At 60.9% G+C, this 19541-nt stretch carries 18 protein-coding genes; 12 read left to right on the forward strand and 6 right to left on the reverse strand.

The window, feature by feature from the left end; translation table 11 throughout:
- Nucleotides 1–253: 253 nt before the first annotated feature.
- Nucleotides 254–1129 (forward strand): NmrA/HSCARG family protein, encoded by an 876-nt coding sequence (locus GKIL_RS10340; protein ID WP_023173507.1) that lies wholly within the window; start codon nucleotides 254–256, stop codon nucleotides 1127–1129.
- A gap of 24 nt (nucleotides 1130–1153) precedes the next feature.
- On the opposite strand, the gene GKIL_RS10345 is transcribed toward GKIL_RS10340, so the two are convergent.
- The 3 genes from GKIL_RS10345 to GKIL_RS22610 are packed head-to-tail and all read right to left on the reverse strand — an operon-like array spanning nucleotide 1154 to nucleotide 3043.
- Complete coding sequence (locus GKIL_RS10345) at nucleotides 1154–1687, reverse strand: hypothetical protein (RefSeq protein WP_023173508.1); 534 nt, start codon at nucleotides 1685–1687, stop codon at nucleotides 1154–1156.
- A complete protein-coding gene (locus GKIL_RS10350) occupies nucleotides 1687–2172 on the reverse strand; it encodes a type II toxin-antitoxin system RelE/ParE family toxin (RefSeq protein WP_223173823.1) in 486 nt (161 codons plus the stop codon). The genes GKIL_RS10345 and GKIL_RS10350 overlap by 1 nt, the downstream gene beginning before the upstream one ends.
- Nucleotides 2173–2221: 49 nt before the next feature.
- The gene (locus GKIL_RS22610) at nucleotides 2222–3043 is read right to left on the reverse strand and encodes a SpoIID/LytB domain-containing protein (RefSeq protein WP_023173510.1); all 822 of its coding nucleotides are present in this window, start codon (nucleotides 3041–3043) and stop codon (nucleotides 2222–2224) included.
- Nucleotides 3044–3137: 94 nt separating this feature from the next.
- Between GKIL_RS22610 and GKIL_RS10360 the strand changes: the two genes are divergently transcribed.
- The 4 genes from GKIL_RS10360 (at nucleotide 3138) to fba (ending at nucleotide 6695) form a co-directional block, all read left to right on the forward strand.
- Complete coding sequence (locus tag GKIL_RS10360) at nucleotides 3138–3797, forward strand: phosphoribosylanthranilate isomerase (RefSeq protein WP_023173511.1); 660 nt, start codon at nucleotides 3138–3140, stop codon at nucleotides 3795–3797.
- Nucleotides 3784–4452 carry a CAAX prenyl protease-related protein gene (locus GKIL_RS10365; RefSeq protein ID WP_023173512.1) on the forward strand — a complete coding sequence of 223 codons (669 nt, stop codon included), beginning with the start codon at nucleotides 3784–3786 and terminating at the stop codon, nucleotides 4450–4452. The genes GKIL_RS10360 and GKIL_RS10365 overlap by 14 nt, the downstream gene beginning before the upstream one ends.
- 82 nt (nucleotides 4453–4534) lie before the next feature.
- A complete protein-coding gene (gene sds, locus GKIL_RS10370; RefSeq protein WP_023173513.1) occupies nucleotides 4535–5512 on the forward strand; it encodes a solanesyl diphosphate synthase in 978 nt (325 codons plus the stop codon).
- 112 nt (nucleotides 5513–5624) lie between these two features.
- Nucleotides 5625–6695, forward strand: a complete 1071-nt coding sequence (fba, locus tag GKIL_RS10375) for a class II fructose-bisphosphate aldolase (protein WP_023173514.1) — start codon at nucleotides 5625–5627, stop codon at nucleotides 6693–6695.
- Between the two features lie 68 nt (nucleotides 6696–6763).
- Here the strand turns inward: fba and GKIL_RS10380 are convergent, their stop codons facing one another.
- Nucleotides 6764–7429, reverse strand: coding sequence for a DUF7282 domain-containing protein (locus GKIL_RS10380; RefSeq protein ID WP_023173515.1), 666 nt, complete (start codon nucleotides 7427–7429; stop codon nucleotides 6764–6766).
- Between the two features lie 156 nt (nucleotides 7430–7585).
- On the opposite strand from GKIL_RS10380, the gene GKIL_RS10385 reads away from it, so the two are divergent.
- Complete coding sequence (locus GKIL_RS10385) at nucleotides 7586–8374, forward strand: ABC transporter ATP-binding protein (protein ID WP_023173516.1); 789 nt, start codon at nucleotides 7586–7588, stop codon at nucleotides 8372–8374.
- An 18-nt stretch (nucleotides 8375–8392) separates the two neighbouring features.
- A complete protein-coding gene (locus tag GKIL_RS22615; RefSeq protein WP_023173517.1) occupies nucleotides 8393–9538 on the forward strand; it encodes an MlaD family protein in 1146 nt (381 codons plus the stop codon).
- Here GKIL_RS22615 and GKIL_RS10395 read toward each other — a convergent pair.
- On the reverse strand, nucleotides 9504–10103 hold the full coding sequence (locus tag GKIL_RS10395; RefSeq protein WP_023173518.1) for a 2OG-Fe(II) oxygenase: 600 nt from the start codon (nucleotides 10101–10103) through the stop codon (nucleotides 9504–9506). The genes GKIL_RS22615 and GKIL_RS10395 overlap by 35 nt on opposite strands.
- 101 nt (nucleotides 10104–10204) lie before the next feature.
- Here GKIL_RS10395 and GKIL_RS10400 point away from each other — a divergent pair, with 101 nt between their 5' ends.
- Entirely contained in the window at nucleotides 10205–11524 is a 1320-nt protein-coding gene (locus GKIL_RS10400; RefSeq protein ID WP_023173519.1) for a DUF2157 domain-containing protein, read from the forward strand.
- On the forward strand, nucleotides 11517–12074 hold the full coding sequence (locus tag GKIL_RS10405; protein ID WP_023173521.1) for a GDYXXLXY domain-containing protein: 558 nt from the start codon (nucleotides 11517–11519) through the stop codon (nucleotides 12072–12074). Before GKIL_RS10400 ends, GKIL_RS10405 begins: the two co-directional genes overlap by 8 nt.
- On the opposite strand, the gene GKIL_RS10410 is transcribed toward GKIL_RS10405, so the two are convergent.
- The gene (locus GKIL_RS10410) at nucleotides 12062–12541 is read right to left on the reverse strand and encodes a hypothetical protein (protein WP_023173522.1); all 480 of its coding nucleotides are present in this window, start codon (nucleotides 12539–12541) and stop codon (nucleotides 12062–12064) included. The two genes, GKIL_RS10405 and GKIL_RS10410, sit on opposite strands and share 13 nt — an antisense overlap.
- 192 nt (nucleotides 12542–12733) lie before the next feature.
- Here GKIL_RS10410 and GKIL_RS10415 point away from each other — a divergent pair, with 192 nt between their 5' ends.
- From GKIL_RS10415 to GKIL_RS10425, 3 genes are all read left to right on the forward strand, one after another.
- Nucleotides 12734–13576, forward strand: coding sequence for a dockerin type I repeat-containing protein (locus GKIL_RS10415; protein ID WP_023173524.1), 843 nt, complete (start codon nucleotides 12734–12736; stop codon nucleotides 13574–13576).
- A gap of 44 nt (nucleotides 13577–13620) precedes the next feature.
- A complete protein-coding gene (locus tag GKIL_RS10420; RefSeq protein WP_023173526.1) occupies nucleotides 13621–15552 on the forward strand; it encodes a DUF3769 domain-containing protein in 1932 nt (643 codons plus the stop codon).
- A gap of 110 nt (nucleotides 15553–15662) precedes the next feature.
- Nucleotides 15663–19490: an ATP-binding protein gene (locus GKIL_RS10425; RefSeq protein ID WP_023173527.1), complete on the forward strand. Its 3828-nt coding sequence runs from the start codon at nucleotides 15663–15665 to the stop codon at nucleotides 19488–19490.
- The last annotated feature ends 51 nt before the right edge of the window (nucleotides 19491–19541 follow it).

Genomic DNA, 19541 nt, shown 5'->3' on the forward strand with positions numbered 1-19541 from the left:
TAGTTGATAAGCTTCGCCCCTGTGGGGAGATTTCGATCGAACCGGCGGTGCTACCTAGATATCAGCCTTTAGAGATGGTTCGATGAAAGATCCATTTGTTACTTTGAGGGCGGGTGAACAGCAACTGCCGCGGCTTATGAACTAGTTTCACCTGTTATCAACCCAATTATCTTCAGTTCGTTCTGAGTGTTCTTTCAGGATACGACAGAGATTGAGCGTGTCAGTATTACACCCAATTTATCAGGAGAGAAACATGGAAAACTCCGATCGGATCATTCTTGTTACCGGTGCAACTGGTAACCAGGGCGGTGCAGTAGCTCGCCATCTGTTGCAGCACAAAAACTTTACGGTTCGCGCCTTCGTGCGCGACGAGAATAAGCCTGAGGCACAGGCGCTCAGACGAGCGGGTGCAAAACTCGTAGAAGGAGATCTAGACGATCGCGCCTCGCTCGATCGCGCCCTACAGGGTGTCTATGGTGTCTTTTCGGTGCAAAACTTTGAAAGGGGATTAGACACCGAAATTCGAGAAGGTAAAGCCGTTGCTGACGCAGCGAAGGCAGCAGGGATCCGACACTTTCTCTATAGTTCGGTCGGTAGCGCAGAGCGCAACACCGGTGTTCCCCATTTTGACAGTAAGTTTCAAATCGAAGAACATGTTCGAGCGATCGGCTTACCCTACACGATCATGCGTCCGGTCTTCTTCTTTTACAATTACGAACAGATGCGCCCTCTGATCGAAAAGGGAACATTGTCCCAGCCACTCAGTCCCGAGACGAAATTGCAGCAACTTTCCGAAGAAGATTACGGAGAGATGATCGCTGGGGTCTTTGAGCGCCCGGCAGAATTTCTGAACCGTGAAATCGAAGTGGCCAGTGTAGAGATGACGATGACAGAAGTGGCCGCTGCCTTCAGCCGTGTTCTGGCAAAAACCGTTCAGTACCAGCAGATCCCTTTTGAGGCGTTCGAGCAGCAGGCTGGCAAAGAGATGACCATCATGTATCGCTGGTTCGAGAACGTCGGCTATCGAGCCGATCTGGCAGAACTGAGACGGATTTTTTCTAAACTGAGCAGCCTTGAATCTTATCTGCGCGAAAAGGGCTGGGCAAAACTAACCGAATCGAGAGGGTAAATAGTCTACATTGAAAAAGAATATTTACTTTGGCGGCAAGTCGAAGTGTGTACTTAAAAGCCCTTCAGTTTCGGCATCATGGGCAACAAGCTTGATTACAAACGGCTGCTTCATGCTAGAGCTGAAGCCCTGCCCACTTTTTCTATTTCGTGGAAAAGCAGGTATTGATTCACCGCGCTTTTTCCGTTCTGACTTATGCTTTGGCAACTCGACTCGCACTTCGATGCCGCTACCGATCTGTGAAGCAGCCTCCCTTAAAGCCTGAAAATCAGCCACAGGAATAGCCTTACCCTGGGCAGCCTGTTTCTCGATGCGCTGCTTGATCCTCAGGAGTCGAGCGAGTGGCTCTTGCTCTGAGGATAATTCTTGAACACCATCCCCAGCCTGAGGAGGCTGTTGTCGCTTTGGACGAGCAATGTAATCCTCCGGGGCGGGCGTCTCGGTGGATAGGCTCTCCTTGTAAAAATCTGAGTGAGCAAGCCGCTCCGCCTCCCTATTGACCGCCTTCCTGCGTTCTGGAGATAGACGGGCCAGCATTTCCTCAAGTGAGAGTGGCATCAACGTTTCCTTTTCTTTTGTCTGGTCGCCGGTGGGAATGACTTCCCGTTGACTTTCTTCTTTGCCTGTTCAGCCTGTTGTCGAACCTGTTTGAGTTCGGCTTCGACTACCTCTCTATGTTGATCGTATCGTTTATCAGCATGACGGAGCAGTGTTTTGTAAAACAAATCCTCGCTCATTCCAGATTTGTTTCCAGCCCACAGTAGGACGGCTCTGCGTTTGGGATCGAAGGCGAATGCAACTCTCCAGGGTCCATCTTCGCTTATCTGTAGTTCTTTCATATTTGCAAACTTGGAACCATTGAGGGTATCAACTTTTGGCCTGCCAAGCCTCGGACCATCTTTTTTAAGGTTCTTTGCAGAGGCGAGGATGGCAAGCTGAACGTCTTCATCGAGCGCGTCAAACTCTGGTCTGAATTCGTCGTGGAAGATAACCTCCCAGGGCGGTGGTTCTTGAACCATGTCATCCGAGCTGGCCTTGGGCATTGCAGAAAATTTCAAGAAAGCAGTTGACGAAACATCCTGCGCCCAGCACTCACATCGACAACAGATAAACGTCGCTCTTGTACCAGTAGGCGAGGATCTGGCGGTAGTTCCAGCCGGAGGTGGCCATCATCTGGGAGACGCGCTGGCTGAGCATCCGGCCTTTGGGAATCGGTAACTGGTACTGGCCGTAGCGCACCCAACCGGCGATGCCGTTGTCGCGGTAGAAACCCTGGGCCTTCGAGTAGTCGAGTACCTGACCACGGGTGGCGAGGATGGCCCGATCGGTGCGCGCATCGGTGAGGATCGTGCTGCGGCCCGTGCGCGGGTTGTAGCGGGCAAAGCCGCCGTAGACTTGATCGATGACCGAATCGACCATGTCGTAGTGCGGGCCGTGCTTGCGCCGGACGTAGCTCGTGAGCGCGTAGGTGCGCGCTGCCACCGCCTGGGCCATCAGGGCGTGATCGCTCCAACTGGCGGGCATTTCGCGGGGAACGACGCCGCGCAGGTAGGTTTCAGAATCGACCAGGTTGATCGCACCCACGCCGCCTTTGAAGCGCAAGAACTGCATTCCCTCCGGATACCAGCGATCGCCCACCAGCACGTAGGCGTTTGCAGGCAATTGCAGGATGCCGGTGTGGGCGGCGGTGACCGTAAACCAGTGGCCGGGGGCAAGATCGATGGCGCTGCCGTTGTCCTGGCGCAGTTGGGCAGGGGCGGAGACGGCAATCATCATCGAAGGCTTTGGCCCCTCGATGAGCACGCGCAGCGGAAAGGCACGGGCAGCTGTACCCCCCGTTAAAAGCAGGGAAAGAAGAACAAGAAGCAACGGGGCAAGAAGGGCGCGAATCGGGCTGGCTGCTGGACTTTGCATCGCTTTGTCAGGTGGGATGGTCGAACGGTAGGCGCAAAATCTCCGGCAAAGTTAGCGCACACTGGAGGTGATTTGCAACTTCTGCGCCACTGCCATGCGGGTCAAAATTTGCGGCCTCACCGATCCTGCCCAGGCACACGCCATCGCCGGGCTCGGTGCCCACGCCCTGGGCTTTATCTGCGTGCCCGCCTCGCCCCGCTATGTCGCAGCGGAGCAGTTGAGGGCCCTCACCGCCGGATTGCCGCCCTTTATATTCAAAGTGGGCGTCTTCGCCGACGCGCCCCTGGAGGCGATCGAGGAAGCGGTGCAGGCCGGAGGGTTGAACGCAATTCAGCTGCACGGCGAGGAGGAGCCGCAAGTGTGCAGGGATCTGGCGCAAAGCGTGCCCGGTGTGGCGCGGATCAAGGCACTGCGCCTGCGGGAGGCAGCGGACCTGGAGCGCATCGAGCGCTACCGGGGCTGCGTCGAGACGGTGCTGCTCGATTCCTGGCACCCGGCCCAACTGGGCGGCACGGGAGTGACCTTCGACTGGCAGTGGCTTATGGGCTTCAAGCCGGGGCTGCCCTGGATTCTCTCGGGCGGACTGAAGCCTGAGAATCTGCTCACAGCACTCCATCGCCTCCAGCCCCAGGCAATCGATCTGTCGAGCGGCGTCGAGGAAGCAGGCCAGCCTGGCCGCAAGAACCTCAAAAAGGTGGCCCAGGTGCTCGCGATCGCCCGGCAATTTTCGGAGCAATCCCATGTCGTCGTCTGACGAGGCGCGGGGGGAGCCGCCCGATATTCTCAACGGCCACACGCTGCCTTTTATAGTCTTCATCGCCCTTACGGCCCTCACCCCCCTGGTGCCGGGCGGTGTGTTCGTGATCTATCCGCTCAAGACGGTCCTGGCGGCGGGAATGCTCTGGTACTTCCGGCGCGACTACAGCGAGCTTTCTAAGTGGCACTTTCACTGGCTGGCCCTGCCGGTGGGGCTTCTGGTCACACTGCTCTGGGTCGGGATGGACGGGTTCTATCCGAAGACGGCGGTGGCCGAAGGCTTCAACCCGTTTACCACTGGCGCGCCTGGGCTGGACTGGCTTGGGGCGGGTATCCGCCTGGGCGGCTCGACGCTGGTGGTGCCGGTGATGGAGGAACTGTTCTGGCGCTCCTGGCTCTTGCGCTTTCTCATCGACCGGGACGATTTTCGCCGGGTGCCGGTGGGCCGCTTCAGCGGTTTTGGTTTTTGCGTCTCGATTTTGCTTTTTGGCCTGGAGCACGACCGCTGGCTCGCAGGCATCCTCGCCGGGGCGATCTACGCGGCTCTCGTCTACTGGCGCAAAGAAATCCGCACCGCAATCGTCGCCCACGCCGTCACCAACTTTGCCCTGGGGCTCTACGTCATCGCCGCCCGCGCCTGGACATTCTGGTAAATGTGCCGCCTCCCGGTGGGCGGTTTATGATAAATGATGAAGGCACTGTTACCTTTCTTAAATCTCAGTGCCCCTGGGAGTTATGAGCGTGGTGTCCGCAGGGAACTGGTCAGCTCTTGTCGAAGACGACCTGAGCCAGATGACGCGCAGTCTGATGAGTCTGGTCGGGGCAAAACATCCAGTTCTGCACGCAGCGGCGGAGCATCTGTTTAACGCGGGGGGCAAGCGCATCCGTCCGGCGCTGGTACTTTTGGCCTCGCGGGCAACGGTCGCGGGGGGAGAACCGAGCGAGCGGCATCGGCGTCTGGCGGAGATCACCGAAATGATCCACACCGCTTCGCTCTTGCACGACGACGTGATCGACACCAGCGAAGTGCGCCGGGGCATCGAGACGGTGAACGCCCGCTTCGGCAACCGGGTAGCGATGCTCGCGGGCGATTATCTATTTGGTCTATCTTCGGTGCTGCTGGCCCGCTTGGGCAGCCTGGAGGTGGTGGAACTTTTAGGAGAGGTGATCTCGCACTTTGGCGAAGGCGAACTGTTGCAGAGCACGATCCAGTTCGACCCGGAACTGACCTTCGAGCAGTATCTCGACAAGAGTTTTTATAAGACGGCCTCGCTGATGGCCGGTACCTCGCGGGCGGCGGCGGTGCTGAGCGGTAGCCCTGCGGTTGTCTGCGACGCTCTTTATGAGTATGGCCGCCACTTGGGCATCGCCTTTCAGGTGATCGACGATCTGCTCGACTTTACCGGTTCGACCGCCCAACTGGGCAAGCCTGCCGGTTCGGATCTGCAGGACGGCAACCTCACCGCTCCAGTTCTCTACGCCCTTGAGGAGGCACCGCACCTGGGTGTACTCATCGAGCGCCAGTTCGACGAGCCGGGCGATCTCGAAAAGGCGATGTCGATGGTCTTTGCCAGTCGGGGCATCGAGCGCACCCGCGAGTTGGCCCAGCAGCACGCCCGCGAGGCGCTTACCAATCTCGATGCGCTGCCGGCTTCACCCGCCAGAGAAGCGCTCGCCGACCTGGTGGATTACATTCTTGGTCGCCTGCACTAACCACCGTTGCGCCCTCGCCAGAATTTGAAATCTATCTTAAAATTAGGGCGAGTACGGACGGTTGCGGCTGCGGCCCCCGGTGCGGGTCGCTGGCATCTCTAGGAGGAAAGTTATGGCGCTTGTACCGTTGCGAATTTTGCTGGACCACGCTGCTGAGAACAACTACGGCATTCCAGCTTTTAACGTCAATAATCTCGAGCAGATCAAGGCAATCATGGAGGCTGCCCGCGAAGTCAACAGCCCCGTGATCCTGCAGGCGTCGCGGGGTGCCCGCAAGTATGCAGGCGAAGCCTTCCTGCGCCACATGGTGCTCGGCGCTGTCGAGGAGTACCCCGAGATTCCGATCGTCATGCACCAGGACCACGGCAACAGCCCGGCCACCTGCTACTCGGCGATCAAGAACGGCTTTACCAGCGTGATGATGGATGGCTCCTTGATGGAGGATGCCAAGACCCCGGCAAGCTACGAGTACAACGTCGAGGTGACTGCCAAGGTGACCGAAGTCGCCCACGCCCTCGGGGTGAGCGTCGAGGGTGAACTGGGTTGCCTCGGTTCCCTTGAAACCGGCCAGGGCGACAAAGAAGACGGCCACGGCTTCGAGGGGTCGCTCTCCCACGATCAGCTCCTGACCGACCCGGATCAGGCCGCCGATTTTGTCGAGCGCACCGGCGTCGATGCCCTCGCCATCGCCATCGGCACCAGCCACGGCGCTTACAAGTTCAGCCGCAAGCCCGACGGTGCGATCCTCGCCATCGACCGCATCCGCGAAATTCACCACCGCCTGCCCAACACCCACCTGGTCATGCACGGCTCCTCCAGCGTGCCGCAGGATCTGCAGGACATCATCAACGCCTACGGCGGAGCGATTCCGCAGACCTGGGGCGTGCCGGTCGCTGAGATTCAAGAAGGCATTCGCAACGGCGTGCGCAAGATCAACGTCGATACCGACAACCGGCTGGCGATTACCGGTGCCGTGCGCAAGGCTCTCGCCGAGGACACCACCGAGTTCGATCCGCGCAAGTTCTTGATCCCCTCGACCAAGGCGATGCAAAAAGTCTGCCGCGAGCGCTACATCGAGTTCGGCTCCGCCGGTCAGGCCGACAAGATCAAGCAGGTCTCCCTCGAAGAGATGGCCAAGCGCTACATCGCCGCCGCCAGCATCAAGAAGACCGTGACTGTATAAAACCGCCACCTGCTGACAGTGCAAAAAGGGGCCGTCTGGCCCCTTTTTGTTGAATCTATCTACACGGTCTACGGTTTGGGCGGGGTGTTGCCCGGTGCGGGATTCAACGCATCGGAGGGCGCAGTCGTCGTGGTCGTGGTCGTGCTGCTGTAGGAGGCGCTGCTCACAGACGTGGCACTCGGATCGGCGTAGCCCGTCTGGTAGGGATAGACGTTGAAAGCAGCGATCGCCGACTTGGGCGACTGCGCAGGCGGGAAGGTGGTGGGATCAAAGCGGCCCAGCACGTTGTTGGAGCGGGCGTTGCGCAGAACATGCACCACCGCGAAGCCCCGGTTGTTCTTGGGTAGACGGCTCAAAGAAACGCTCAGATCCTTGTTGGCACCGGCCTCGATCGGGGTGTAGCCCAGGATGTCGCCGCGCAGGCCGTTGTTGTTGTCGTAGATCACCAGGTAGCCGATCGAAGGGCTGTTGACGGTCTTTATTTTGAGCTTGCCATCGGCAACGTACTGATCCTGGATATCGATGAGCGAGTCTTCGGGTTGGGGCACGTTGTCGTTGGTGTAGCTGACGGTGCTTGTCGTCGTGGTCGGTTGGGTGCTCGTCGTCGTCTCGGTCGTGGTCGTCGTGGTTGTCGTGCTCGGGCTGGTCATCTGCTGGGCCTGGGCACTGCCGCTCAGCAGTACTGCCGGTGAAAGAGCAAGCAGCGCACTGAGGATCAAATGACTGGGTCTCATGGGGAATAGCCTCCCTAACTCCAGGTTTGATCGTGCCACGCTCGAAGCAGTGCCTACATCTCCCTATAGAGACATGTCCATAGGCCAATAGACAGGTCTAAAGTCGCAGAGGCCGCCAGTGTAAAATGTCCCTGTCACCTCTCGGTCACGTATTTTGTGAACACACCTGTCTCGACAGGCGGGCCGCTTGTAGAGTTGCGCGGCGTTACTAAAAGCTTTAACGGTCAGCGCGTCCTCGACGGCGTCGATCTCAAGATTTATCACGGTGAGGCGCTGGTGATCGTCGGGCCATCCGGTACCGGCAAATCCACAGTTCTGCGGATCGTGAGCGGTCTATTAGATCCCGACGAGGGGGAGGTGCTCGTCTCGGGCCAGCCCCTGCAGGTCAACCGCGCCCTCGCCAAACCGGTGCAGATCAGCATGGTCTTTCAGCAGGCGGCGCTGTTCGACTCGCTCACCGTCAAGGAGAACGTCGGCTTTTTGCTCTACGAGCACTCGAAGCTGCCCCGCGAAAAGATCGCCGAGCTGGTGCGTCAAAAACTCGAACTGGTGGGCCTGCACCCGGAGATCGCAGAACAGATGCCGGCGGAGCTGTCCGGCGGCCAGCGCAAGCGGGTCTCCTTTGCGCGGGCGATCATGGAAGATCCCGGCAATCCCGACGACGACCCGCAGCTGTTACTTTATGACGAACCGACTGCCGGGCTTGACCCGATCGCCTCGACGGTGATCGAAAATTTGATTCGCCAGCTCAAAGACCAGGGCTCCTGCGATAGCTACGTCGTGGTCACCCACCAGGAAAGCACGATTCGTCACACCGCCGATCGCATCTTGATGATCTACCAGGGCAAGGTGCGCTGGGAGGGCACGGTGCCTGAAATTGACACCTGTCAGGATCCGTACGTGCGCCAGTTTTTTGATGGCAGGACCGACGGACCTATCCAGTAACCACTAAGGAGCAACAAGATGAACCGACGGGGCATTCGCGAGGGGCTGGTAGGACTGCTGATTATCGTCGGTGTGGGCATCACCGTCGGACTTTACCTCTGGATCTCAGGCGGCCTGCGCCAGGGCGGCTATCGCTTTTCGATCGCCTTTGAAGATGCCAACAGCCTCAACGTCGGGGCACCGGTACGCCTCAGGGGCGTGCGCATCGGCATCGTCGAGGGGACGGTGCCGGGGATTCGCAACGTGCGCGTCGATGTGCTGCTCGACAAAGGGGATGTGATTATTCCAAAAGATTCAAAATTTGTCGTCTCCCAGAGCGGCCTGATCGGCGAGACGTTCATCGAGATCTTCCCGCCCGACACAGCCTCGGTGCCCCCAGATTTTACCGTTGCCAAGCTTTCAGAAGGTTGCGAGCAAAACCCGGCAGTGCAGCTGTACGTCTGTCCAAAATCGACCGTCATCGGGAACACCCCGCCGCGCTTTGAAGAACTGGTGCGCTCCCTCGACGCTCTGGCAAGCCGCCTCGATCGCCGCTTTTTTGATTCATTGCAGACGACCGTAGTCAAATTTGGGCAGACCGCCGACAATTTGAGCCTGCTTTCTAAGCGCGCCGCTACCGACCTCGACACACTCGCCGTCGCCGCCGACCGGGTTGCCAACAAAGAAGTCCCCAACTTCAGCGTTGCCGCCCGCTCGCTCGCCAAAACTTCTCAAGACGTCGATGCGCTCCTCAACGACAACCGCGACTCCCTGCGCTCGACTCTCGCTAACTTGAGCCAGACCAGCGACGACGTGCGGCGGCTTTCCCAGCAGCTCGGATCGAGCCTCACCAAAGAAAAAGTCGATCGCATCGTCAACAACACCGATCAGGCGGTGACGAGTTTGCGCAATTTGAGTGCGTCCATCTCCGACCCCGGCACGGTCGATTCGCTGCGCGCCACCCTCGATTCGGCCCGCACTTCGCTGCAGAACGTCCAGAAGATCACAGGCGACCTCGAAGAATTTACCGGCGATCCCAAATTTCGCGCCAACCTGCGCCGGCTCATCGATGGCCTGAGCAACCTGGTCTCAAGCAATCCCCCGATCTTCGACAGCAGCGACAGGATCGCCGCCGGAGACTTTGCCTGGCCTAGCGAACCGGCTGGACCCGCGACTCGACCGTAAAGGTCGGAATGCTCAGTAGTTCCAGCTCGCTCAGCTGGTATTGCTCGCACACCAGGCTGAGGCGGCGACCGGGGGAGCGCATTTTATTGACAGAGTGGGTGAGATTGCCCTGGAAGTGGACCAGGGTATTTTCTACAGGCCGGATCTGGCCGACTGGTTTTTTGCCGCAGCACAGTACCAATTCTCCCCCTTCGAGGGCGGGGGGCACCTGGATGTAGAGCACGCTGACGGCGGCGGGGGGATCGACCGTCTTGCAGTAAGAACGCAGGCTGCGGTCGATGTGCGGATCGACGCGGGAATTTTGGGTGAGCAGCAGAGCGTTGAGGTAAAAGGCGTTGCAGTCCGCCTCAAGGGCAAGCGCCAGGTAAGGCTCCAGATAGCCGAAGCGCTGAACGACTACAGGCAGGCTCTCTTGTTTGAAGACAATCGAGAAGCCACGGGTGGCGACAAAGTCGCGGTTGAGGTTGTTGACGCTCAAGTAGGGCGAGGCCAGAAGCTGGCCGCCCAGGGTGCTCAGCTCGCTTGGGGCAAGAGCCTGATCGCGTCTACGGTAATAACCTGCCATTTGCCAGATACCTAAAAAGACAGTCGGGCAACTGGCACAGGCCAGGCTGAGCCCATCACCAGTCCACTTCTATAATCGCTGGTATCTTCCAGAGAATTGCCATGCAACTGCCCCCCAACTTCTCACCCGCCTTCCGGCGCTCCCTCAAGCAGGAGGTGCCCCTCTGGCGCGAGCGCGGCCTGGTCGATGCGGCCCAGGCCGAGGCCCTCGCTCAACTGTATCGGCTCGACGAACTGCCGCAGACCCGCTTCAGCCTGGTAACGGCGGTGGCCCTCTGCGGAGCCCTGCTCATTGGCCTGGGTGTCATCAGCTTCGTCGCCGCCAACTGGCAGGCTCTGCCCACACTGGCGCGGATACTCTTGCTTTTGGGAGCGATGTGGGGCGCTTACGGCGGCGGGTTTTATCTGTGGCGGGTGCGCGGCCAGTCCGCCGCCGGTCAGGCGCTGGTGCTGGTCGGTTCGCTTGTCTATGGCGCAAATATTGGTCTATTTGGCCAGATCTTTCACCTGCAGGGCGAGCTGTACCAGGCGCTGCTCCTCTGGGTCGTCGGGGCGCTTTTGGTAGCGTTCGCTCTACCCAATCTGGCGAACGCCCTGCTGGCGCTGCTTGTAGGTTGTTCGGCCTGTTTGAGCGCCAGCTTCTCCCAGGGGCAGATCGATCAACCTCTCTGGTGGCTATTGCCCTGGTCGGGCCTGGCGCTGTTTTTGCTGCTGGCCTGGCGCGAGCGCTCCTGGCTGCTCTACCAGATAAGTGGCCTTGCCTTCAGCCTGGTCGTTCTTTTGCAGGGGGTGGACCGCTTTGGCTTTGGGGACGGCCCGCCGTTTGTCTTTGGCCTGCTGGTGGCAGCCTGGCTGTGGGTCTTTGCTACGCTGCCGGCGGCAGCCGGAGTGCCCCAGGGCCGCTTCGCTCGCGGCGTCGCCTTCTTTGCGGTTGCCCTGGTGGGCTACTATTACTCGTTCTGGTTTGCCCTGGAGCCGCTGCCGGGCCGCTGGGAAATGGCGAGCGACAGCTCCAGCTGGCTGTTGCTCACCAGCTTGATCGCAGGGGGCGGCTGGCTTTTGTGGCAAAGCAACGATCTGCAATTGCGCCTGCAGGCGCTGGCGATCGCCGTCGGCGCTGCCGGGGTGCTGTTGCCTCTGTTGCTCGGGCTACCCGATCTGGCGGCGATTATCTGGCGGAACCTGACGCTGCTGGCGATGGGCAGCTATCTGCTCTGGGCCGGGCTGCACGCGGGCGATCGCCGGGCTTTTTTGTTGGGGACCGGTTTTTGGGGCCTGCTCATCTTGAGCCGCTTCTTCGAGTACGAGACTGGCCTGCTCATCAAATCCGCCGCCTTTGTGGGCATCGGGCTGGCCGTCGTTGCCGCCGCCTTCTGGTTTGAAAAATTTCTCCAGCGCGAGGAGGGCTTCAAAAATGCTTAAGTCCCTGCCTGCCAAGCAGAACCGCGTCCGGGGATGGGGTTTGCTGCTGGCTGCCGTCCTTGGGCAGACGCTGCTGCTTTTTTGGGCACCGGCCCAGCAAAACTGGATCTCTCTCACGGGCCGGGAAGTGACGCTCCAGACAGCCCCGGTCGATCCGTTCAACGCCTTGAGCGGCTACTACGTCAACTTGAGCTATCAGATCGCCGATGCGCGCAAGCTACCGGGCTTTCCGAGCGCAATCGCCGAGGGCGCACCGCTCTACGTGCTTCTGGCCGCTCCGCAGACGCCTGGCACCGCCTGGCGGGCGCTCTCTGTCTCTACCAGCCCACCGCAACCCACCGGCACCCAGGCGGTGCTGATGGGCCACTACCGCAGGGGCAGGCTGAAATTTGGCCTGGAGACTTACTACATTCCCGAAGCGGAGCGCGAGCGCATCGCCGCCGATTTGAATCAGCATCCCAGCCGGGCGCTGGTCGATGCGCGGGTGACGGCGGGCGGGCAGGCGGTACCGGTGCGCATCCGCATCGAGAACCGGCGCTACGAATTTTGAGGCTCCTCCCGCAGTTGCAGGCACAAAAAGACGATCCGCATCCACTGGCTGAGGATGGCCGCCTGCTCTGGATCGTCGAACTGCCGGCCTTCGAGGAGCAACTCGAATTTGAACGAGTCGAGGGTATAGCCGTCCCTGTAGGCCCGAATCACGCCGAGCACCAGCAGCTCGACCCCTGTCTCGTCCGCGCGCGGATCGTTGCTTGCCAGGGGTTCACCGGGAGGCGGCTCACCGACCATCTCGAGGGCGAGGTAGACCAGCCGCAGCCACAGATCGCGCACCCCCAGTTCTTCCTCGCTGAAGGCGAGGTTGGCGTCGAGGGCAGGGTTGCCGGTCAGCTTGCGGCTGGCCACCAGTTCGAGCTTGAGCCGCTCCAGGCTATAGCCCCTGCGGTAGGCACCGATCGCGGCGCGCACAAAAGCTTCGAGAGCCGACAGGTAGTCCTCGCCGATGCCGCGCGCGTACAAAAAAAGCCATGCCTTGCGGAAGGCCAGTTCGATCTCACCCAGGGAGTGTCTCCTTCAGCCGCCTGTGCATTTTTTCACCTTAGCACCGCTAAGTGGGTCTAAAGGGATCGTGAACTTCTCATAGAGGGGCGAAGATCGCCCGCTAGACTAGTCCGCGTTCCGCCCTCCTCTTTTTTTGGGATGCTCTTTGCGATGCCTCAAAAAGTGATCGCCTCTGCCCTCGGTTGGGTTGCGCTTTTCTTTTTTTCCATCCCTTCGATCGCCGCTTTTGCCAGTGGGCTGCTCGAGGGCGACCTCAACGCCGACAGTGTGATCGATCTGCAAGATGAACACCTGCTCGGGCGCTACCTGCAGGGAGAGGTGCTTTTAAGCGAAGAACAGATTCGCCGCGCCGACATCGACGGCGACGGCCAGGTGGACGCCCAGGACGATGCGCTGTTGCGCGCCAGGTTGGGCATCGCTGGAGCAGTGCCCCATCCACTGCTGCAGGTGGGCATTCGCAGTGGCGGCAGCCAGGGGACGCCCTTTTTGCTGGGCGTCTCGACGCTGGCGCTCATTCCGGACTGGGTGCGCGGCAGTTGGCAGTTCACCTCGACGGTGATCGAAGATCATGGCTTCGGTACCCTGGGTAGCTACCAGAGCGAGCGCATCAGCCTGCCTGGCGACCTGGCAGGTCTTTACGCGGGCTACCGCGTCGATACGGGCGAGCGTCTGGAGCGCGTCTGCTGGCAGGTCGAAGAAAACACCAGAAACCACTTTGTCTTCAGCGAGCACCTGCGCGACCACGAAGGTTCCTTGATCGCCTCTACCGCCGACATCACCCGCCATGCCCCTGGCGAGGCCACCATCCGCATCCGCACCGAAGTGCTCAAAAGCTCGCCGGTGGTCGCCATCGATCTGAGTGTGCTGCTGGCAATGGGCACCCACGCCGGCGATTTCAACGTCCGCACCGGCGCGATGCAGCGCATCGCCGGGACCGAGAGCAGCACCGACGAGGAAGCTCTGGCCCAGCCCCTCTGCACCGAGGGGCGCTAAACCGGCGAGATTCGGTATGCTGAGGAAGCAGACCAGGAGTGTTCATGCCCTACTTCCCGGTGCTTCCGCCGCCGCCCCCGCCCCTGGTACTTCTGGCTGAGGCGCTACCCGAGCCACAACCGCCGGTTGCCCGCGTGAGCGATCTGCAGGCCCAGGCTCCCGGCCAGGCGAGCGATCTGGGCAAAAACGTCGATAACAGCCGCCTGCGACCTGCCGAGGAGGGACTGTCCTCCGGCGGTGCGCTCAAGCCCGGCGATCAGATCTTTCTTGACGCCGACGATCAGCAGTACGACCAGACGACCCATATTTTTACGGCCCGAGGCAACGTCAAGCTCCGCCTCAACGACATTCTGCTGAGCGCCGACCAGATGCAGGTCAACCTCGACACGCGCCTGGCGGTGGCCGAGGGCCATCTCACGCTCGTCCAGGGAGAGCAACGCCTGAGCGGCAGGCGGCTGGAGTACAACTTTGCCCGCAAAGAAGGGGTGCTGCTCGATGCCCAGGGGCGCATCGACACCAAGCCCGACAACACCGCGCCGGTGCCCAATTCTCCCCTGGCAACCGATCCAGGACCGATCGCGGCGGCGGCTCCGGTCGCGCCCAAGGCGCGGGGCGGCATCCTGCGCTTCCACGCCCGGCGCATCACCTTCAGCCCCCAGGGCGCAAAAGCCGAGGACCTGCGCGCCACACCGGACCAGTTCGACCCGCCGGAACTGGAGGTCATCTCCAACCGCGCCACGCTCGTCCCGAACGGTCCCGGCTCCAACCGGCTCACGATCGATTCAGGAACAATCCTGTTCGATCAGACGACAACCCTGCCCTTTCCAACCATCCTCAGCACGATCGACAAGGAGCGCCGCAAGCCGCCCTACGAGATCGGTGCCGACTACTTTGACAAGGGCGGCATCTACTACCAGCAAAACTTCTACATCGACTTTTCTAATAAAAGCTGGTTGTCTTTTTCGCCCCAGTTCTACATCCAGCAGGCGTTCAGCTCGCGCGGCTTTCTCGACCCGGCCAACTTCGGCATCCAGAGCAAACTCAACCTCGACTACGGCAACGGCCAGATTACAAAGGTCTTTCTTGAACTCAACGGCCTCGACCTCGGCAACCTCGAAAACCGTCTGCGCGGTCGCATCGATCAGATCCTGCCGCTGGGCAACCACACCCTGACCTTCAACTTTTCCTACAACGAGCGCTTCTTTAACTACGTCGTCGGCTATCAGATCGCCCACTCGATTCTGGGCATTACCCTCGATTCGCCCGTAATCAACCTGGGCAACACCGGCGTGCTGCTCTCTTATCAGGTCAACGCCGCTTTGATCAACGCCATAAGTGACCGGCCCAACCTACCTGCCCAGCCGGACCTTTCCCGCCTGCGGCTCGCGGGTTCTTTAAGCAAACAGATTCCGCTGGTGGTGGGCACCTACCTGCCGCCCTCGCGCGAGACCCTGCGCTTTACCCAGCAGCCGGTCACACCTGGCCTCTGGCTGGATCTGGGCACCACCCTCTCCCAGTCCTGGTACTCGAGCGGCGACAGCCAGACCTACCTGGGTGGCCGGGTGGGCCTCTCGACGATTATTGGCCGCTTTACGAAGGACCTGTTCGATTACACCAGTCTCAACATCGGCTACAACAACGGTTATGTCAGTGGCCTCTCGCCGTTTTTGTTCGACCGGGTCGCCTCAGCTCAGCAGATCTACGGCGGCATCCAGCAGCAGATCTATGGACCGGTGCGCGCCGGAGTCCAGGTGGCCTACGACCTGTTTTTTCGTAAAGTTGTAGACAACTACTTCTCCTTGAGCTTTGATCGGCGCACCTATTCGCTGTCGCTCATCTACAACCCGGTGCTGCAGACCGGCGGTTTTCAGTTGCGCGTCGATGACTTCAACTGGGGAACCAACCAGTACGGCAAACCTGATCAGGTGACGACGGTCCTGGGCGGTGTCGAGCGCTTTAATCGCACCGGTCCCTGAAGTTATCGACATCAAAATGTATCGCTTGGGGCGCGACAGGCAACTTTAGAGATGATTTTTGTTAGACTCTTACCAGCCTTCGGTAACTCGAAAAGTTAGCCCATTCAGCTATGGACAACGCTTCTGTCAAACCCACGCCGCTGCAGTCCGGGGACGGGGCAGGCATCTCGATGCACGACGAACTTTTTACCGGCAGCGGCCAGATGGGCCGCCTCGTGCAGACCAGAGACTGGTCGCTCACGCCGCTCGGGCCGCAGCACAACTGGCCCCAGAGCCTGAAGACGGCCCTGCGCATCCTGCTCAGTTCACGCTACGCGATGTGGATGGGTTGGGGAGAGGAACTCACGTTTTTCTACAACGACGCTTACCGTCCGACTCTGGGCATCAAACATCCCTGGGCGCTCGGTTCTGCGGCCCGGCAGGTCTGGGCCGAAATCTGGAGCGACATTGGCCCGCGCATCGAGAAGGTGCTGCGCACGGGGGAGGCCACCTACGACGAAGGGCTCTTGCTTTTTTTGGAGCGCAGCGGCTTTTCGGAGGAGACCTACCATACTTTCTCCTACAGTCCCCTGGCCGACGATAGTGGCCGGGTCGTCGGGATGCTGTGCGTGGTTGCAGAGGAAACCGAGCGGGTAATCGCCGAGCGGCGCATGGCCCTGCTGCGCGAGTTGGCCACCGATCTCGCTGTCACCAACACCGAGCAGGAAGTGCTCGCTGCCGTGGAGCGCCGGGTAGGCCACGACCGCAAGGATCTGCCTTTTATGCTGAGTTATCTATTTGAGGCGGAGAGTGGAGGGCGGGCCCGGCTGGCCGGCACCACCGGCCTCGACCCTGCCCTTTCCGTTGTCGCAGCGGCGATCGATCCTGGAGCCGACGATCCCCAGTGGCCAGTGGAGGCTGCCTGGCACGGAACGACGACCACCGTCGGCGACATTGCCAGACGCTTTGGCAATCAGCCGCCTCCAAGCGCGTGGGACCGACCGCCGCTCGAAGCGACGATCGTGCCCCTCAAAAGCCAGGGCCAGGAGCAACCGGCGGGCTTTCTGGTGGCCGGGCTCAGCCCCTACCGCCGCTACGACGACGCCTACGCGGGGTTCATCGATCTGCTGGCCGGGCAGATTGCCGCTGCCCTGGCCAACGCCCGAGCCTACGAAATCGAGCGCAGGCGGGCAGCCGCCCTGGCTGAACTCGACCGGGCAAAGACGACTTTTTTTAGCAACGTCAGCCACGAATTTCGCACGCCCCTCACGCTGATGCTCGGTCCGCTGGAGGAAACCCTTGCGGCTCCAGAAAAGAGTATCCCTGCAAAAGAGCGCGAGCGGTTGCAGATGATCCAGCGCAACGGCCAGCGGTTGCTAAAACTGGTCAACACGCTGTTAGATTTCAGTCGCATCGAAGCGGGCCGGGTGCAGGCGAACTACCAGCCTACGGATCTGGCAGGTTTTACGGCGGAGTTGGCCTCGGTCTTCCGCTCGGCCATCGAGGCGGCAGGGCTGCAGTTGGCGATCGATTGTCCGCCGCTCCCTGAGCCGGTGTACGTGGACCGGGACATGTGGGAGAAGATCGTCCTCAACCTGCTTTCTAACGCCTTCAAGTACACCTTTGAGGGTCAGATCGTCGTTTCGCTCGCGGTGAGCGGCCAGAGTGCGCAGTTGAGCGTCAAAGATACAGGCATCGGCATCGCCGCTCACGAGTTGCCGCGCTTATTTGAGCGGTTTTACCGGGTCGAGGGGGCACGCGGTCGCACCTACGAGGGCAGCGGCATCGGGCTGGCGCTGGTGGCGGAGTTGGCCCGGCTCCACGGCGGCACGATCGCTGTCGCCAGCATTCTGGGCCAGGGCAGCACGTTCACCGTCAACCTGCCGCTGGGAACAAAACACCTCGACAGCAAAGCCGTATCGGCCCCAGACCCCCTCCCTTCCACCGCCATCCGGGTGGATGCCTACGTCGAGGAAGCCCTAAGCTGGCTGTCCACCGCCGACAACACAGCAGCGGCAACGCTTTCTGGCTGGCTGCCGGATCGGCCATTTGAGTCTACCTATCACCGCTCGCGGATCTTGCTTGCCGACGACAACGCCGATATGCGCGAGTACGTGCGCCGCCTGCTGGGCGAGCGCTACACCGTCGAGGTGGTCAGCGACGGCCTGGAGGCGCTCGCTGCTATCGAGCGGGAGTTGCCGGATCTGGTGCTCACCGACGCGATGATGCCGAGACTCGACGGGTTCGAGCTATTAAAAGCCCTCAGACAGCGGCGAGGCGGGGTGGAAGTGCCGGTGATCGTCCTCTCGGCGCGGGCCGGAGAGGAGGCACGCATCGAGGGTCTTGCTGCCGGGGCGGACGATTATCTGGTCAAGCCCTTCTCGGCGCGGGAATTGCTGGCGCGGGTGCAGGCAAACCTGGCGCTGTCGCACGTCCGAAGAGAGACCGAACAGCGGCTGCGCAAGGCAGAACAGCGCACCCGGCTTGCGATCGAGGCGGCCCGGCTCGGCACCTGGCACTACGACCCGTCCGCCGACCAGGGAGAGTTGGATTCCCGACTGTGCGAAATTCTGGGTCTGAGCAGCGAGCATGCCAGGCTGAGCCTCACCGCTGCCCTGCAGAGTGTCCACCCCGACGACCGGCAGCGCGTGGGCGCTGCCCTTGCCGCTGCCCTCGATCCGACTGGGGCGGGCCGCTACGAACTTGAGCACCGGATCGTCCAGCCGGATGGCGGCGTGCGCTGGCTCTCGGTAAATGGCCTGGTGCTCTTCGAGGGCGAAGACACCGCCCGTAGACCCGTCGAGTTCTTCGGCACCGCCCTCGACATCACCGAGCGCAAGCAGGGGGAGTTGTCGCTGCGCGAGAGCGAGGCGCGCCTGGTGGCTATCCTCGACGGCTCCGGCACAGTCGTCTACCTCAAGGATCTCGAAGGCCGCCTGCAACTGGTCAACCGCGAGTTTGAACGGTTGTTCGGCTGGCCCAGAGAAAAAGCAATCGGCAAAACGGACCGGGAACTGTTTGGCGAGGAGCTGGCGGAGCAATTTCTCAAAAACGACCGCCAGGTGCTGGAGGCCAGTCGGCCCCTCGAATTTGAAGAGGTGATTCCGCTGGACGGCGAGCAGCGCACCTATCTGTCGGTCAAATTTCCCCTCTACGACACCTCAGGCAAGGTATACGCCCTCTGTGGCTTCTCGACCGACATCACCGAGCGCAAGCGCAGCGAGAAGATGCTCGAAATCGCCCGCGCCGAGGCGGAGACGGCCAACCGGGTCAAAGACGAATTTCTCGCTGTCCTCAGCCACGAGCTGCGCACCCCGCTCAATCCGATCATCGGCTGGACCCAGTTGCTCCGGCGCGGTGGATTGCCAGAAAAGACGCAGGCGAGCGCCCTTGAGGCGATCGAGCGCAACGCCAAGCTTCAGAACCAGCTCATCGCCGATCTATTAGATGTCAACCGCATCCAGCGGGGCAAATTTGAACTGAAGCTCCAACCGCTGGCCCTGGAAGGGGTCGTGCAACTGGCTGTCGAGACGGTGCGCCCGCTTGCCAAAAATGCCCAGGTCGAGCTGACGGTCGAGGTCGCGAAGAACCTGCCTGAGCTGATGGCCGATTCGGTCCGCCTCACCCAGGTGGTCTGGAATCTGCTCACCAACGCGATCAAGTTCACCCCCGCCGGGGGACAGGTGGAGGTGCGGCTGATGACCACAGCGGGCGGGGTGCGCATCGAGGTGCGCGACAGCGGGGTGGGCATCGCGCCTGAATTTTTGCCGCGCCTGTTCGAGCGCTTTACCCAGGCGAGCGCCGGTACCACCCGCACCCAGGGCGGCCTGGGGCTGGGACTTTTTATCGTCAAGCACATCGTCGAGTTGCACGGCGGCAGAGTCTGGGCCGCCAGTGCCGGTGCAGGCAGCGGGGCAGCCTTCTTCGTCGAGTTGCCCCTGCCCGTCCCGTCGCCCTGAGGGCGCTCCGCTGTGCTACAAGTACGTCAACAGCACCCCAGGAGCATCAGC

The sequence above is a fragment of the Gloeobacter kilaueensis JS1 genome, from assembly GCF_000484535.1.
Lineage (GTDB): Bacteria > Cyanobacteriota > Cyanobacteriia > Gloeobacterales > Gloeobacteraceae > Gloeobacter > Gloeobacter kilaueensis.

Coding starts and splice junctions, on each gene's coding strand:
- GKIL_RS10340 (WP_023173507.1), top strand. CDS start 254: ATGGAAAACTCCGATCGGATCATTCTTGTTACCGGTGCAACTGGTAAC.
- GKIL_RS10345 (WP_023173508.1), bottom strand. CDS start 1,687: ATGCCACTCTCACTTGAGGAAATGCTGGCCCGTCTATCTCCAGAACGC.
- GKIL_RS10350 (WP_223173823.1), bottom strand. CDS start 2,172: ATGCCCAAGGCCAGCTCGGATGACATGGTTCAAGAACCACCGCCCTGG.
- GKIL_RS22610 (WP_023173510.1), bottom strand. CDS start 3,043: ATGCAAAGTCCAGCAGCCAGCCCGATTCGCGCCCTTCTTGCCCCGTTG.
- GKIL_RS10360 (WP_023173511.1), top strand. CDS start 3,138: ATGCGGGTCAAAATTTGCGGCCTCACCGATCCTGCCCAGGCACACGCC.
- GKIL_RS10365 (WP_023173512.1), top strand. CDS start 3,784: ATGTCGTCGTCTGACGAGGCGCGGGGGGAGCCGCCCGATATTCTCAAC.
- sds (WP_023173513.1), top strand. CDS start 4,535: ATGAGCGTGGTGTCCGCAGGGAACTGGTCAGCTCTTGTCGAAGACGAC.
- fba (WP_023173514.1), top strand. CDS start 5,625: ATGGCGCTTGTACCGTTGCGAATTTTGCTGGACCACGCTGCTGAGAAC.
- GKIL_RS10380 (WP_023173515.1), bottom strand. CDS start 7,429: ATGAGACCCAGTCATTTGATCCTCAGTGCGCTGCTTGCTCTTTCACCG.
- GKIL_RS22615 (WP_023173517.1), top strand. CDS start 8,393: ATGAACCGACGGGGCATTCGCGAGGGGCTGGTAGGACTGCTGATTATC.
- GKIL_RS10395 (WP_023173518.1), bottom strand. CDS start 10,103: ATGGCAGGTTATTACCGTAGACGCGATCAGGCTCTTGCCCCAAGCGAG.
- GKIL_RS10400 (WP_023173519.1), top strand. CDS start 10,205: ATGCAACTGCCCCCCAACTTCTCACCCGCCTTCCGGCGCTCCCTCAAG.
- GKIL_RS10405 (WP_023173521.1), top strand. CDS start 11,517: ATGCTTAAGTCCCTGCCTGCCAAGCAGAACCGCGTCCGGGGATGGGGT.
- GKIL_RS10415 (WP_023173524.1), top strand. CDS start 12,734: ATGCCTCAAAAAGTGATCGCCTCTGCCCTCGGTTGGGTTGCGCTTTTC.
- GKIL_RS10420 (WP_023173526.1), top strand. CDS start 13,621: ATGCCCTACTTCCCGGTGCTTCCGCCGCCGCCCCCGCCCCTGGTACTT.
- GKIL_RS10425 (WP_023173527.1), top strand. CDS start 15,663: ATGGACAACGCTTCTGTCAAACCCACGCCGCTGCAGTCCGGGGACGGG.